10 protein-coding genes are annotated in these 14594 nt (G+C 67.1%); 6 read left to right on the top strand and 4 right to left on the bottom strand.

Going from position 1 to position 14594, the window contains the following annotated elements:
• Nucleotides 1-42 precede the first annotated feature (42 nt).
• From A3ES_RS0139090 to A3ES_RS0139110, 5 genes are all read left to right on the top strand, one after another.
• Nucleotides 43-1593: an outer membrane protein assembly factor BamB family protein gene (locus A3ES_RS0139090; RefSeq protein WP_157630987.1), complete on the top strand. Its 1551-nt coding sequence runs from the start codon at nt 43-45 to the stop codon at nt 1591-1593.
• 50 nt (nt 1594-1643) lie between these two features.
• Entirely contained in the window at nt 1644-2453 is an 810-nt protein-coding gene (locus A3ES_RS0139095) for an extensin family protein (protein WP_020392291.1), read from the top strand.
• 94 nt (nt 2454-2547) lie between these two features.
• Nucleotides 2548-3132, top strand: a complete 585-nt coding sequence (locus A3ES_RS0139100; protein ID WP_020392292.1) for a type IV toxin-antitoxin system AbiEi family antitoxin domain-containing protein — start codon at nt 2548-2550, stop codon at nt 3130-3132.
• Complete coding sequence (locus A3ES_RS0139105) at nt 3129-4025, top strand: nucleotidyl transferase AbiEii/AbiGii toxin family protein (protein WP_020392293.1); 897 nt, start codon at nt 3129-3131, stop codon at nt 4023-4025. Before A3ES_RS0139100 ends, A3ES_RS0139105 begins: the two co-directional genes overlap by 4 nt.
• 248 nt (nt 4026-4273) lie before the next feature.
• Entirely contained in the window at nt 4274-7462 is a 3189-nt protein-coding gene (locus A3ES_RS0139110; RefSeq protein WP_026163607.1) for a glycoside hydrolase family 3 N-terminal domain-containing protein, read from the top strand.
• Between the two features lie 149 nt (nt 7463-7611).
• Here the strand turns inward: A3ES_RS0139110 and A3ES_RS0139115 are convergent, their stop codons facing one another.
• From A3ES_RS0139115 to A3ES_RS0139125, 3 genes are all read right to left on the bottom strand, one after another.
• Nucleotides 7612-9753 carry an MMPL family transporter gene (locus A3ES_RS0139115; protein ID WP_040456628.1) on the bottom strand — a complete coding sequence of 714 codons (2142 nt, stop codon included), beginning with the start codon at nt 9751-9753 and terminating at the stop codon, nt 7612-7614.
• A 135-nt stretch (nt 9754-9888) separates the two neighbouring features.
• Nucleotides 9889-10806 carry a GlxA family transcriptional regulator gene (locus tag A3ES_RS0139120; RefSeq protein WP_020392296.1) on the bottom strand — a complete coding sequence of 306 codons (918 nt, stop codon included), beginning with the start codon at nt 10804-10806 and terminating at the stop codon, nt 9889-9891.
• Between the two features lie 7 nt (nt 10807-10813).
• Nucleotides 10814-11413 (bottom strand): cysteine hydrolase family protein, encoded by a 600-nt coding sequence (locus tag A3ES_RS0139125; protein ID WP_020392297.1) that lies wholly within the window; start codon nt 11411-11413, stop codon nt 10814-10816.
• Nucleotides 11414-11642: 229 nt separating this feature from the next.
• Here A3ES_RS0139125 and A3ES_RS0139130 point away from each other — a divergent pair, with 229 nt between their 5' ends.
• Entirely contained in the window at nt 11643-12869 is a 1227-nt protein-coding gene (locus A3ES_RS0139130) for an aldose epimerase family protein (protein ID WP_020392298.1), read from the top strand.
• A 381-nt stretch (nt 12870-13250) separates the two neighbouring features.
• Here A3ES_RS0139130 and A3ES_RS0139140 read toward each other — a convergent pair whose 3' ends face one another.
• Nucleotides 13251-13838 carry a DJ-1/PfpI family protein gene (locus A3ES_RS0139140; RefSeq protein ID WP_020392299.1) on the bottom strand — a complete coding sequence of 196 codons (588 nt, stop codon included), beginning with the start codon at nt 13836-13838 and terminating at the stop codon, nt 13251-13253.
• Between the last annotated feature and the right edge of the window lie 756 nt (nt 13839-14594).

Genomic DNA, 14594 nt, shown 5'->3' on the forward strand with positions numbered 1-14594 from the left:
GGCTGGCCACTGCCCGGCGGTTCACTTCCGTGTGTGTCCTCCATGCAACCGCCCCCTCCACCCGGTCCGTACGGGCCACCGCCCGGCCAGTACGGACCACCGCCCGGCGTGCACGGGCCACCACCCGGCCAGTACGGGCCGCCGCCGGGGCAGTGGCCTCAGCACCCTGCTCCTGGTCACCAGCCGCCGCGGCCGCAGCAGCCCGGGGCCGGCCATCGGAAGCCGAAGAAGAATGGCGGCCTCGTCGCGGTTGTGCTGGTGCTGGTCGTCGCCCTGATCGGCGCCGCCGGAGGCGGGGTGTACTACTTCCGGAACGAGCTCGGGCTGTTCGGCGACTCGAGACTCGACGTCGACCGCGAACTCCAGTACGTCCTGCAGGAGCGGTTCGCGTCGAACTACGTCCCGAAGGAACGCGGCGATCGCCTGACGGCGCGGTGGTGGACCGACAAGTACCTGGTCCGTTCCATGCCGAACCAGTTGATCGGCTACGACCTCGCCACCGGCAAGACGGCGTACAAGGTGGACGTGCCGGACAATCACTTCTGCAGGACGTCGACGCAGCAGTCCAGCAAGGGGTACGTCGCCGTACTGCAAGGGACACGGCGGGACGGCTGCCGACGGGTCACGGTCGTCGACCTCGTCAACGGCAAGGTGGTGTGGTCGAAGGCGCTCGCTCCGGCCGGGGAGCCGCGGTCGAAGCCGAACCTGACGGACTTCCCGCAGTACGACCATCGCCCGGCGATTCTCGGCGACCGGCTCTACATCCCCACCGACAAGGGTGGGCACATCCTCAACCTGGCCAACGGCGTGGTGATCCAGCACCCGCCCCCGAAGGTCGAGTGCTTCAGCACCCACTACGACGCGATCGGGACCATCGGGCTGGCGTACCGCAACTGCTCACGGTCGGGCGACAAGGGCCGTCACCTGCTCGGGTTCGATGCCGCGGGCAAGACCTTGTGGCAGTTCAACCTGCCCGTGCAGGGCAGTCGCCCGACCTTGCTCGTCGGCGTGCTCTCCGTGAATCCGCTGCTCGTCCGCGTCCTGGCCGGCATCAACCGCAAGGAGGTCTGGCGACTCGATCCCCGCACCGGAAGACACCAGGTCGTCGTCGATCTGAGGACCCGGGCCAGCTCCGATCCCTGCGAGCCGTCCGGCGGTGACGGGCTCTACGACTGCTCGAAGCAGGTCGTGGCCGATGGCACCTTGTACCTCCAGGACGGCAATGGCATCGCCGCCCACGACATCGGCGCCGGCACCGCCGCCGGCACCGAACGGTGGCGATCCGTCTGGGACCTCACGCACAAGGTCACCGCGCCGATCGGGCTGGACGAGCAAGGCCATCCGATCGTCTATCTGCTGCCGGCCAAGGACGACCCGGGTGCGCTGGTGCGGGTGGACCGCAGAACCGGCGCGATGACCGCGACCGCGATCTTGCCGCCGCCGGACAAGTCCCTGACCCGGCCCGGCACCGGCGGTCTCACCCAGTTTCCCGAGCCCGGTGGCATCGACTGGCACAACGGCCACCTCGCCTTCTTCCGAACCCAGTCCGGCTCCAGAGACGCCGGCTACGCGGCGACGATCGTCGCCGGCTGAAGCAGCACAGAAGTACTCCGCACGGTCCGCCTACCGAACAAGGAGTTGTGATGACATCCGAAGGAAACCTGTCCCGCCGGAAACTGCTGATCGCGGGATCGGCCGGCGCGGCCGGACTGATTCTGCCGGGCCGGGCCCTGGCCGCCGAACCTCCCGAGATCACGCCGCTGGCGATGGTCTCGAGAAACTACCTGGGGACGACCGGCTGCGCGCTGTACTACGAGCCGAGCGGAAACCAGACCAGCTTCACGTTCGACTCGACCTTCTACAACCAGCTGGTCGAGTGGAAGCAGTTCATCGACACCAACGCGGCGGATTCGTGGGGCTCGCCGTGGCGGATCCACTCCTACGGCGCCTACACCAACAAGCCAGGTACGCACGGTCAGGGCCGCGCCTTCGACATCGGCAAGATCATCTACCGCACCAGCAGCGGATCGACCAACACGATCAGCATGCGGTACGACGTCTGGAAGAACTACAGCAACGCGGCGACGTACCAGCGAAGGTACTGGGGTGCGGCAGCCAGCTACATGCGCTCGTTCCGTCACGTCCTCACTTACAAGGACAACAGCGAGCACCACAACCACATCCACGTCGACAACGCCCTCTACGGCCGGCCCGGCGACGCGACCTTCACTACCAGCTCCTCCTCGCAGACCTACATCGTCCAAGGCGCCTGCCGCTACGTCTGGGGTCACTCCACCGGAGTCGACGGCGACTGGGGCCCGGAGACCCAGTCACACTCCACCGCCGTACTCCGCCGGATCGGCCGCACGAGCGGCACCATCACCAACGCGGGCAACTTCGCGGCCTTCTGTACGGCGTCCTTCCGCAAGGCCACCGGCAAGCAGGCCTATTGACCTGCCGACTTGCCGGCCTGCTCACCTGCGGCGTAGGAATTCCTCTACACTAGAGCTGGTGATGTTGAGGATTTCCTACGCAGGAGGTGACACTATGGCGCCGACGAGCGACGAGTTGCTCGCCGAACTGCCCGACACCTTTCGCTACTCCGAAGCACTGGAGCGGATCAGCGAGCGTCAGCTTCGCAGACTCCTCTCGGAGGGGCAGATCACGGCCCTAGCGCGTGGTCTCTACCGCAAGAGCGACTGGCTGGGCGACGATGACCTAGTTGAGATCGCCTCCAGGTCCGCGCAGGCCACGATCTGCATGCGCTCGGCGTTGGCGAGGCATGAACTGATCGACGACATCCCTGCCGAGTTCGATATCGCGATTCCCCGCGGGGCCTGGGCGCCGGAGACAAGCGCCCCAGTCAGGTGGCGAAGCTTCGACCCGGACACATTCGAGATAGGTCGGGAACTGCTAGACATCGGGGGCGATCGACAGATCGGGATCTACTCCGCCGAGCGGAGCATCATCGATGCCTTTCGGATGCGCCACCTCGATGGCGCCGACCTGGCCAACGAAGCACTCAAGCAATGGCTGCGAGGGGGCGGCCAGCCATCAGAACTGCTGCGGATGGCGAAGTCGTTTCCCGGAACAATCACCCCGCTACGCAAGACGATGGAGATCCTTCTGTGAACCGCATCTCGCGGGGCACGCCCGCTGGCGACGCCTACCTCGACCTCAAAAACCAGGCCAAGCAGGCGGGCCGGGCCACCCAGGAACTGCTTCAGCTCTACGTTCTCGAGGGATTCCTCGCCCGGCTCGCTGTCAGCAACGTGAGCGACGGATTCGTCCTCAAAGGCGGGGTGCTGCTTGCCGCGTTCGAAACGCGTCGCCCGACCAAGGACGTCGACCTTGCCGCGGTCAATCTGGCCAACTCCACCGAGGCGGTGCTCGCAGCCATTCAGACCGTGCTCGAGACACGGCCTGCTGAAGACGACGGCATCGAGTTCTTCCCTGACACTGCTACCGCGGATGTCATCCGTGAAGAGGATCAGTACTCCGGCGTTCGCGTTCACGTCGACGCTCGGCTGGCGAGCGCGAAACTGCCATTCCACGTGGACGTCAACGTCGGCGATCCGATCTGGCCCGCACCGATGACAGTCGCCGTCCCGCGGCTCCTCGGCGGTACCCCGATCCGGCTGTCCGGTTATCCCGTACACATGATCCACGCCGAGAAGATCGTCACTGCTGTACAGCGGGGCACAGCCAACACCCGGTGGCGTGACTTCGGGGACGTCTGGACGCTCTCCCGCCGGCATCCGATCGAGGGCACGAACCTGCAGCGCGCAATCCGGGAAGTCGCCCAGGGACGCAGCGCGGTTCTCGCTCCGTTGACAGAGGTCTTGGATGGATATGCCGGGCTTGCGCAGACCAGGTGGGCGGCCTGGCGACGTCGTGGTGGGTCAGATCATTTGCCTGAACAGTTCAGCGATGTCCTCGACGGAGTCGTCCGCTTCGCCGAACCGCCGGTGCTCGGCCAGGTGAGCAACCTGATGTGGGCTCCAGACAGCGGGCTTTGGGAGTAGGAACGCGCGACTCGACTCGAGACCCGGACCGCCATCACATGCCAAGTGGCGCAGAGATGGGTGGCCGCGCTCGGCGGAGCGTGGCGACGGCGCGGATCTGCAGGTTGGTGGGTGGTGGCGGTCCGGGTGTTGCGGAGTGAGAGCGCTCTAGTTCCGGAACCGGTGGGGTCTTGACCGCGGGGCGGGGAGGGCTGAGAGTCGGGCGCGACGCGTGCGTGAGGCTCGCGCCCGACCTTGAGGAGTCGCCCATGCCCAGGTGGCCTGGTTTCCGCCCGCCCAGACGACGTACGGCTCTGATCACGGTGGCTGCGCTGGTGACCGGGCTCTTGCCGCTCGGCGTCGCCGCGCAGGCGGCTGCCGACGACCCGGCCCCGACGCTGCTCGCCGCGTTCGAGGGGGCCGAGGCGTTCGCTTCGCCGCCGAACCCCGGCATCTTCGGCTGGGGCAGCGACGCCGACGACCCGCCGACGATGGAGTTCCAGGCCCGCGCCGACGCTCCCGTCGGCGAGAAGGTGCTGCACGGGACCTACAACATCAGCGGCTGGGGTGGCTTCAGTCACGACGTGACCTTCGACCAGAACCCCGGCAACTGGTCGATCCACAAGGGCATCCGGTTCTGGTGGTACGGCCAGAACACCGCGCCGCTGCCGCCCGGCTCCGGCAAGCGGATCTTCTTCGAGATCAAGGACGGCGGCGCGAACGCCGAGGCGTCGGAGCTGTGGAACACCAGCTTCACCGACGACTGGCAGGGCTGGCACCTGGTCGAGATCCCGTTCAGCGACCTCGTCTACCGCGGTGACTACCAGCCCGTCGGCGGCATCGACCAGATCCTGAACCTGACCCAGATGTGGGGCTACGCCTTCACCATGCCCGGCGGCGCTCCTGGTGAGTTCGCCATCGACCAGGTCGAGGTCTACGGCAAGGCCGACCCGGCGCTGAAGGCGAGTGTCGTCACCGACGCGGGGGTCTACCCGGTCAAGGAGGGCAGCACCGCTCAGGTCAAGCTCATCGTCGCCACCACCGGCGCCGTGCCGCTGGAGGAGCCTGTCACGGTCGAGTACCGCACTGGTACCGGTACGGCCGGCTCCAGCGACTACCTGCCGGTGTCCGGCACCTTCACCTTCCCAGCCGGTACTGCGTCTGGCGCGACCCAGGTCGTCCAGGTGGCCACCAAGAAGGACAAGACGGCCGAGGTCGCCGAGACCATTCCGGTGGAACTCACCGTGACCGGCGCGAAGGCGCCGACCGTCACGCCACATGTGGTCATCAACGCGCACGACCTCCCGTACCTGAACAGCAAGCTCCCGGTGAAGCTCCGGGTGAAGGACCTGCTCGCCCGGATGACGCTGGCCGAGAAGGTCGGCCAGATGACCCAGGCCGAGCGGAACGCGCTGCGGTCGAAGAGCGACATCGCGACGTACGCGCTCGGCTCGCTGCTGTCCGGTGGCGGCTCGGTGCCGACGCCGAACACGCCGGCCGGGTGGGCCGCGATGATCGACAGCTTCCAGCTGAACGCGCAGGCGACCCGGCTGCAGGTGCCGCTGATCTACGGTGTCGACGCGGTGCACGGGCACAACAACGTGATCGGTGCGACGATCCTGCCACACAACATCGGGATGGGCGCGACGCACGACCCGGAGCTGTCCCGCAGGTCCGGTGAAGTGACCGCGACCGAGGTCCGCGCCACCGGCGTCCCGTGGGACTTCGCGCCCTGCGTCTGCGTGGTCCGCGACGACCGCTGGGGCCGCTCGTACGAGGGCTTCAGCGAGGATCCCGCGCTGGTGAAGGTGATGGCCAGTGTGATCACCGGCATGCAGGGCAAGGCCGACGGCAGTCAGCTTGCCCAGAGCAACCATGTGCTCGCCAGCGCCAAGCACTACGTCGGCGACGGCGGTACGACGTACGGGTCGTCGACGACGGGTAGCTACAAGATCGACCAGGGCGTGACCGAGGTGACGCAGCAACAGCTCGAGGCGATCCACCTCGACCCGTTCAAGACGTCGGTCGACCTGGGCGTCGGCACCGTGATGCCGTCGTACTCGAGTGTCGACATCATCGGCGACGACCAGGGTCCGGTGAAGATGCACGGCAACGCGGCGCTCATCAACGGAGTGCTGAAGGAGCGGATGGGCTTCAAGGGGTTCGTGATCAGCGACTGGCAGGCGATCGACCAGCTGCCCGGCGACTACCCGAGTGACATCCGTACGTCGATCAACGCCGGCCTCGACATGATCATGGTGCCGACCAACTACCAGGGCTTCACGCAAGGCCTGACCGACGAGGTCACCGCCGGTCGCGTGACCCAGGCCCGGGTGGACGACGCTGTCAGCCGGATCCTCGCCGAGAAGTTCAAGCTCGGCCTGTTCGAGCGCCCGTACGCCGATCCGAGCAAGCTGGGCAGTGTCGGTTCGGCAGCTCACCGGGCGGTCGGGCGAGAGGCCGCGGCCAAGTCGCAGGTGCTGCTGAAGAACGACGGCAACCTGTTGCCTCTGGCACCGACTGCGAAGGTCTACGTTGCCGGTAGCAACGCCAATGACCTGGGCAACCAGATGGGCGGCTGGAGCATCACCTGGCAAGGTGCCTCCGGCAACACCACCACCGGTACGACGATCCTCGACGGGATCAAGCAGGTCGCACCAACGGCGACCTACAGCCAGGATGCCTCGGCCCCGCTCGATGGCCACGAGGTCGGTGTCGTCGTGGTCGGCGAGAAGCCGTACGCCGAAGGAATCGGTGACGTCGGCAACAACGGTCACACGCTCGGTTTGACCGCCGCCGACAAGGCAGCAGTGGACAAGGTGTGCGCGGCGATGAAGTGTGTCGTCCTGGTCGTCTCGGGCCGGCCGCAGGTCATCGCCGATCAACTCGGGAAGATCAACGCGCTGGTCGCGTCGTGGCTGCCCGGGACCGAGGGCGCCGGCGTCGCCGACGTACTGTTCGGCAAGCGGCCCTTCACCGGCCGACTCCCGGTCACTTGGCCGAAGTCGGTTGAGCAGCAGCCGATCAACGTCGGCGATGCGGCCTACGACCCGCAGTACCCGTTCGGCTGGGGTCTGACCACCCAGGCGGCGGCTCGTAAGGCTTTGGTAGATGCCAAGACCGCCTTGCTGCGCAAGGGCTTCCTGGACCCGAATGTGCTTGCCTCGGTCATCTACATCGACCTGGCGCTGCACGTGAAGGACTGGTCAGGGCCGCAGGCAACCACTGCCCTGACGGCACTCGGTCAAGCTGGCAAGTACTTGCAGCGGTCGAAGCTCGACTCGTTCAACGACGCCGATGCTGTCGTCGCCGGAGCCCGCTGGATCGCCCAGGACCAGATCGGCCAGAACCTCGATGAAGCTACGTCGAAGCTCACGTCGGACGCTGAGCACCTGGCACTCGGCGGCGAGCTCGCCAACGCGATCGCCAAGCTGACCGCTGCCTACAAACAAAAGTGATCGGCAAACTGAAGTAAAGAATCAGGGGCCGGCGAGTTGCAACCACCTGATCATTCGCCCCCTTTTCACCCTCGCCACTGCGTGCGGCGACCAGATCGGCGGTCTGGAGGGTGAAAAGGGGGCGAATGATCAGGTGGTTGGCCCTGAGTTCAGACGGTCACTAGTTCTCGCTCACCAGCCGGCGCCGGCTGAGCGGCGGACAGCTTGTTCGGCCACCAGGCCTTGCGACCCAGCAGGACCATGATCGACGGCAGGATCACGATCCTGACCAGGGTGGCGTCGATCAGTACGGCGACCGCCAGGCCGACGCCCATCTGCTTCATCTCGATCATGCCGAGCGAAGCGAAGACAGCGAAGACCGACACCATCACGGCTGCCGCGCTGGTCACCACGCCGGCCGACTCGACGATCCCCTTGCGGACCGCCTCCTGGGCCGTCAGCCCTGCCTCGACCCCTTCCCGGATCCGGCCGAGGACGAACACGTGGTAGTCCATCGACAACCCGACCAGGATCACGAACAGGAAGACAGGGATCCACGACACCACGAACCCTGGTGAGGTGAAGTCCAGTAGCCCTTCGGCCCAGGTGTGCTGGAAGACCAGCGCCAGTACGCCGAAGCACGCTCCTACCGACGCCAGGTTCAGCAGCGTCGTGACGAGTGCGATCGCGAGGCTGCGGAAGGTGAACGCCATCATCAGCAGCGTCAGGATGAGCACGAAGGCAATCACATAAGGCAACTGATCACGCTGGTGCTGCCCATAGTCGACCGATTGCGCTGTCTCTCCCCCGACGGCCCAAGTTGCCCCAGGCAACGCCTTCGGAACCAGGTCGTTCCGCAGCCGCTCCAGCGCCGCCCGGGCATCCTGACTCGTGTCCGGCCGAACCGACACGACCGTCAGTACTGCGGTCCCGCCCGACTCCCGGATCTCGCTGCCCGGCGTCACCACGAACTCCTTGCTGTCCACCGCGGCCTGCCGCAACCTCGTCAGCCCGGCGATCGCGTCGTCGCCCTTCGCGACCACGTCGTACGCCATGCCCTGCGACGGGAAGTTCTGCTGCAGCGCGGTCATCGTGCGGACCTCGGGAATGCTCTGCGGCAATGTGCTCAGGCCACCCGGCTCGGTCTTCATCCCGAGCGCCGGTACTACGAGCGCGACCACCACGACGGCCGAGCCGACCAGCGCGACCTTCGGGAAGCGCAGTACGGGAGCCAAGATGCGGCGGCTGATGCCACCCGGGCCGATCCGCCGGTTCAAGCGCCACAGCAGCGGTACGCGCGGACGGTCGACCCGATGACCCAGCTTGGCCAGCAAGGCCGGCAGAACGGTGAGCGAGCCAAGGACCGCCACCGCGACCACCACGATCGTTGCCGTCGCCATCGACGAGAAGACTGGGTCCTGCGCGATGTACAGCCCTGCCATCGACACGATCACCGCGAGGCCGGAGACAACCACCGAGTGCCCCGACGTGGCCGCGGCGATCTCGACGGCGTCCACCGTGCCATGACCGCGTCGCCGTTCCTCTCGTTCACGCTTCAGATAGAACAACGAGTAGTCGACGCCGACCGCCATACCGATCAGCAGTACGACGTTCGCCACCGAGCCGCCGTCGGGGAAGATGTACGACAGCGGAGCATAGAAGCCGAGGGCCGCGCCGACCGCCGAGAACGCCAGCAGGACCGGGATGCCGGCCGCGATCAGCGCACCGAAGGCGAGCAGCATCAACGCGAACGTCAGCGGCAGGCTGATCTTCTCGGCCCTGGCCAGGTCGGACCCGACCTGCTTCCAGATCCCGGCGTCGATCGAGGCACTGCCGGCCTGCTCGATCGTCATCGACGGATTGGCCTGCTGCACCTCCTTGGTTGCCGCTAGCAACTTATCGACATTGTCGGCGGCGTCGTCCTCGCCACCCTTCATCGTGATCGGCAGCAGGGCGGCCTTGCCGTTGGCCGCCCAGACCGGCTGACCCACCGCCGCGACGGCGTCGATCGCGGTCATCTTCTGCTGGAGCTGGCTGAACGCCGTGGTGGCGGCCGCCTTGTCCAGCTGGCCGTCGGGATCGGTCAGCAGGACCGTCTCGGACGGCTTGTTCTCCAGCCCTGCCTCGCGGATCAGTTCGGACGCCGTACCGGACTGGCCGATCCAGGTGTCTTCCGCCTTGGTCTGTTGTTTGGGAAACGCGATCATCAGTCCGACCGCGACGACGACGAGCATCAGCCAGAGGCCGATCGCCCGCCATGGATGGGTAGCACTCCAGCGCGCGACGCGCACCGTCACCGATCCCCTGCTCATCTTGTTACCCCTCGCCGTCCCCGAACGGGCGCTTTACCCGCTCGACACGAGCCTGGGCCCCAGCCGCCGAGATCTCAGGAGTGCAAAGTCCCGTGGGATGGGGGTGCTAGGTCTACCCCGCTGTCGTGCGGGGCGTCAGCTCGCGATGGCGCGGGCGCGGAGACGGCGGAGCATCCGGGCATCCTCGAAGCCGACCGCGCGGGCCGCGGACTCGACGGTCGCGCCGTGGCCGATCAGGTGCTCGGCCCGCTCAAGCCGGAGCAGCTGCTGATACCGCAGCGGCGTCAGACCCGTTGCCTGGTTGAAGATTCGGGTCAGTGTCCGTTCACTGACGCCCGCACTCGCGGCCAGATCGGCCAGCCGCAGCTGGTCGGCGTACCGGCTGTCGATGACGTCCTGAACCCGATGCGCGAGGTCATTGAGATGACCGCGATGCCGGAGCATCGCACTCTCCTGCAGCTCGTCACCGTTGCGGCGCGCGTAGACGACCATCTCGCGCGCCACCCGCGCCGCCGCCTCGGCTCCCCGGGCGGCGGCCACCAGGTGCAGCGCCAGATCGATTCCGCTGGCGATCCCGGCCGACGTGATCACCCGGTCGTCGACGACGTACAGGACGTCGCGGACGATGTTCGCCTTCGGGTAGCGCGCCGCCAGTTCGTCGGTCAGGTCGTGGTGCGTCGTGTAGCGCCGCCCGTCCAGCAGACCAGCGGCGCCGAGCGCGTCGGCACCCGAACACACGCTCGCGACCGAACCACCGGCCGCATGGTGAGTCCGCAGCCGCAGTATGCTCGCCGCCGCGATGTCCGGTCGCGGCGCCAACCGCGGCGACCGCCAGCCCGGTACGACGATCAGGTCGGCCGGCCCGAGGTCCGGCCAGTCAAGCTCCGGCTTGAGCGGCACCCCCTGCGCGGTACGGATCTCCGCGGTCTCCGCCACGTACGTCAGGTCATAGCCGTAGCCGAGGTCGTTCGCCGTCGAAAACACCTGGGCCGGACCGGCCAGGTCCAGCAGGTGCACTTTCGGCAGCAGAAAGAAGACGACCCGGGTAGGCATGATCCGGTCAGGATGCCATGACCAGCGGCGCAATCTCGTCGAGTGTCCGGATGGTGGCGAACCGGCCGGCCAGCGCGTACTCGGTCCGTTCGGCGATCGCGTCCGCGCCGAGCGTGCGCGGATCAGCCAGTACGTCGGCCAGCGGGGCGTCGGCGGGCATCGTCCAGTGCGGCACCGGCATGGTCGCGGTCGCGTCGGTCACGAAGACGACGTCGTACCCGAGATCGGACGCGACCCGTGCCGTCGTCTCGCAGCACTGTTCGGTCCGGATCCCGCAGACGACGATCTCGCGGATGCCGTGCTGGGTGAGCTGTTGCTGCAGATTGGTCGTGGTGAAAGCGTTGTGCGCCGTCTTGGCCAGAACCGGTTCACCTTCGGCCGGCTCGAGTCCCTCGATCAGGCGGACGTGGCCGCTGGCCGGGTCGAAGGCGCCGCCGGTACCGGGCTCGGTGTGCAGCACCCAGACGACCAGGTCGCCCTTGTCGCGGGCTGCGCTGACCAGCCGATTCGCCCGGTCGGCGATGTCGGGATGGTTCACCACACTCCAGCTCTCCCGTACCCGAAAGGATTCCTGAACGTCGATCACCAGCAGAGCTGTCTGAGTCATGCATCCATCGTCGATCGCCGGTCCGGTCCCGGGTAAGACCGCATCAGGCCCAGAACCGGACCGATCTGGTCAGCGATCTTGGCGCACCTTCGGGCATTGGGCAGTCATCGGACGAATTCGAACCGTTACCAACTATTCCAAACACCGGACAACCCTGCCTACAGTGCGACGGTCGGCCATGTGCGCGCTCTCTCGGCCGGCATCCGCCCAGCACAAGTGAGGGGATTCCATGTCAGACAATCTGCCCCGCCGACAAGTACTCCGCACCGCCGGCGCGCTCGGGCTCGGCGTCGCCGCGGCTGGTGGACTGCAGACCGAGGCCGTCGGTACGCCGGATAGGGTCGCCGCCATGGGTTCACAGCACGGTCACGGCGATGGCCATGGTCATGGTCGGCTCGAGATTCGCAAGGATCCGTTCGGCAGCACCCCTGATGGCGTGCCGGTGGACGTCTACACGTTCACCAACGGCCGGGTCACCCTCTCGATGCTGACCTGGGGTGCCACGATCCAGCGGGTCGAGACGCCCGACCGCCGCGGCCGCGCCGAGAACATCAGCCTCGGCTTCGACAACCTGCCCGACTACGCGGCGCTCAGCCCGTACTTCGGATCCACCATCGGCCGGTTCGGCAACCGGATCGCCAAGGGCAAGTTCACCCTCGACGGCCAGAGCTACCAGATCCCGGTCAACAACGGCGAGAACGCCCTGCACGGCGGCACGATCGGCTTCGACAAGAAGGTCTGGAAGGCGAAGACGGTCAAGACGTCCTCGGCGGTCGGCGTGGCATTCACCTACGTGAGCCCGGACGGCGAGATGGGCTTCCCGGGTGAGCTGACCAGTACGGTCACCTACACGCTCGACAAGCAAGACAACCTGCGAATCGACTACCTGGCGACCGTCACGGGCAAGCCGACCGTGCTCAACCTGACGAACCACGTCTACTTCAACCTGGCCGGCGAAGGCTCGCGCTCGATCGACGGACACGTCCTGCAACTGAACGCAGCGGAGTACACGCCGGTCGACGCCGGCCTGATCCCGACCGGCGAGCTCGCCCCGGTCGCCGGTACGCCGTTCGACTTCAACAAGCCGACCGCTATCGGCAAACGGATCCGTGACGACCACCCCCAACTGGTGATCGGGCGTGGCTACGACCACAACTTCGTCCTCGGCAAGGCAGGCGACGACGGCCTGCGCTTCGCCGCCCGCTTCTGGGAACCCGAGGAGGGCCGCACAGTCACCGTCCACACCAGCGAGCCGGGCGCACAGTTCTACAGCGGCAACTTCCTCGACGGCACCTTCCAGGGCATCGGCAACAAAACCTACCGCCAGGGCGACGCCTTCGCCTTCGAAACCCAGCACTTCCCCGACTCCCCGAACCACCCCGACTTCCCCTCCACAGTCCTCCGCCCCGGCGAGACCTTCACCTCCACCACCATCTACACCTTCGGCACCAAGTAGGCACGGCTCGGAGTTGCGTGGGAAACCTCCCCCGCAGCTCCTTCGTCGCCCGCTCCCACAGGTAGTGGCGGCGGCCCGGTCGTCCTCCGTGGTCGGCCGTTCGGCGAGTGGGCTTACCCGTACTCCGGAGGGGTTCGCCCCTCGGCGAGGGGTTAGCCCCCTGCTCTACCAGTGGGTGAAGCCCGCCAGGCGGGGCGGAGCACACCGATTGGTCGCTGGAAACCGGCGGCTGTCGCGCAGGGCGGGCGGGTCGAGCGAGTCGGTAGCCGAGCCCGGTAGCCGAGCCCGGTAGCCGAGCCGGTAGCCGAGCCGACGGCCGGCCGACGTGCTGGAGCCGTCATCCGCGCCTGGAACGTGGTTCGGAAGTTGCCTAGGGCAACCTCAGCGTCTCCAGACGGTGCCCTGGCGGTCTCGGCCGGTCCATTGCTCGAGGGCGACGATCTCCTGGCTGGTGCCGAGTTCGCGTTCCAAGAGCCAGTAGGCGAGGTCGATTCCGGCGAGCCAGCCGCTTCCGCAGGTGACGAGGTCGCCGTCGTCCACGATGCGGGCGTCGATGACCTCAGCCCATTGGGCGAGGCGTTCATAGTCAGCTCGATGGGTGGTCGCCGGGCGGCCGTCGATCAGGCCGGCGGCGCCAAGGAGCAGATAGCCGGAGTCGATGCCGGCCAGCACGAGCCCGGCACCACCGGCTGCCTTCGCCTCGGCCAGTTGCTTCGGGATGACCCCGCGTTCGATCTCCTCCAGGATCCATCCACCCGACACCGCGAGGACGCGCGCCGACGCCGGGTCCCAGCGCTTGAGGTCCGCGAACTTCGTTCCGTAGCAACCCGTCACCTCACTCGCCCCGTCGGCTGTCACCAGGCCTGGTTCCACCGGCAGCCCGCGGCTTCGGGCGTTCGCGAACACCGCATAGGTCGCCAGGGCGTCGACCTCGGCGACTCCGTCGAACATCAGTACGTCGATCCGCATGATCGAGAGCCTGCGCCCTGCGGACCGGGGTACGGGAGTGGCTTGATGGACGAGGTTGGCTAGATTCGAGCCATGCGGATCGTGACCACTAGCGCCTTATCGCGCCGCTAGCGCGCCACAGGGCGCTATTGGTCACATAAGGCGCTTGTGTCCCCGATCAACCCGCTCCGCACCGTCGAGACAGCGCCGTTCCTGACGCATGCACCTGTCGCGCCGACCGTCGGAGCCACTTCCCGGAGCGCCACGCACGCGCCACTCATCGCGGCCGCGCCGACACGCCGAGGTAACCGCTTGCCCGTCGAGCTGTGCATGCATGGCGCTTCGTTGCCCCCAGCAACCACGCGGGGCGCTCGGGGCAACTCGCCCAAGACCTACCTGCCACCTGACCAACTTCGCCTCGCAACCCGACCCACCTGACTCAAGGCGCCCCCGGCTCACATCTCTCCGCGGGATCCGCTTAGCTGCGCCCTGCGGACCGAGGAGGTTGTCCCGGTCTTCGTGGAACTTGAGGTGGCGGTCCCCCACCTGAGGCCTGCCTGGTGGTAGGTCTCGGGTGAACGACCAAGAACACCCGAAGGAAGGGGACCGCCATGAAGACCGTACCTACTCTGCACGCGGCCGCGCAGGCCGACACCATGAATTTCTCCGATCTGCCTGACGAGGTGTGTGTCGCGCTGGCCGATGTCGCCGGCGCGGCCCGTGAGGGCCTGCTGGCGATGAGTGTGGCCGCTGGGCTGGCGGTGATGCAGGCCATGT

It is taken from the genome of Kribbella catacumbae DSM 19601 (assembly GCF_000372465.1).
Lineage (GTDB): Bacteria > Actinomycetota > Actinomycetes > Propionibacteriales > Kribbellaceae > Kribbella > Kribbella catacumbae.

Coding starts and splice junctions, on each gene's coding strand:
- A3ES_RS0139100 (WP_020392292.1), top strand. CDS start 2,548: ATGGCGCCGACGAGCGACGAGTTGCTCGCCGAACTGCCCGACACCTTT.
- A3ES_RS0139090 (WP_157630987.1), top strand. CDS start 43: ATGCAACCGCCCCCTCCACCCGGTCCGTACGGGCCACCGCCCGGCCAG.
- A3ES_RS0139125 (WP_020392297.1), bottom strand. CDS start 11,413: ATGACTCAGACAGCTCTGCTGGTGATCGACGTTCAGGAATCCTTTCGG.
- A3ES_RS0139110 (WP_026163607.1), top strand. CDS start 4,274: ATGCCCAGGTGGCCTGGTTTCCGCCCGCCCAGACGACGTACGGCTCTG.
- A3ES_RS0139130 (WP_020392298.1), top strand. CDS start 11,643: ATGTCAGACAATCTGCCCCGCCGACAAGTACTCCGCACCGCCGGCGCG.
- A3ES_RS0139095 (WP_020392291.1), top strand. CDS start 1,644: ATGACATCCGAAGGAAACCTGTCCCGCCGGAAACTGCTGATCGCGGGA.
- A3ES_RS0139120 (WP_020392296.1), bottom strand. CDS start 10,806: ATGCCTACCCGGGTCGTCTTCTTTCTGCTGCCGAAAGTGCACCTGCTG.
- A3ES_RS0139140 (WP_020392299.1), bottom strand. CDS start 13,838: ATGCGGATCGACGTACTGATGTTCGACGGAGTCGCCGAGGTCGACGCC.
- A3ES_RS0139115 (WP_040456628.1), bottom strand. CDS start 9,753: ATGAGCAGGGGATCGGTGACGGTGCGCGTCGCGCGCTGGAGTGCTACC.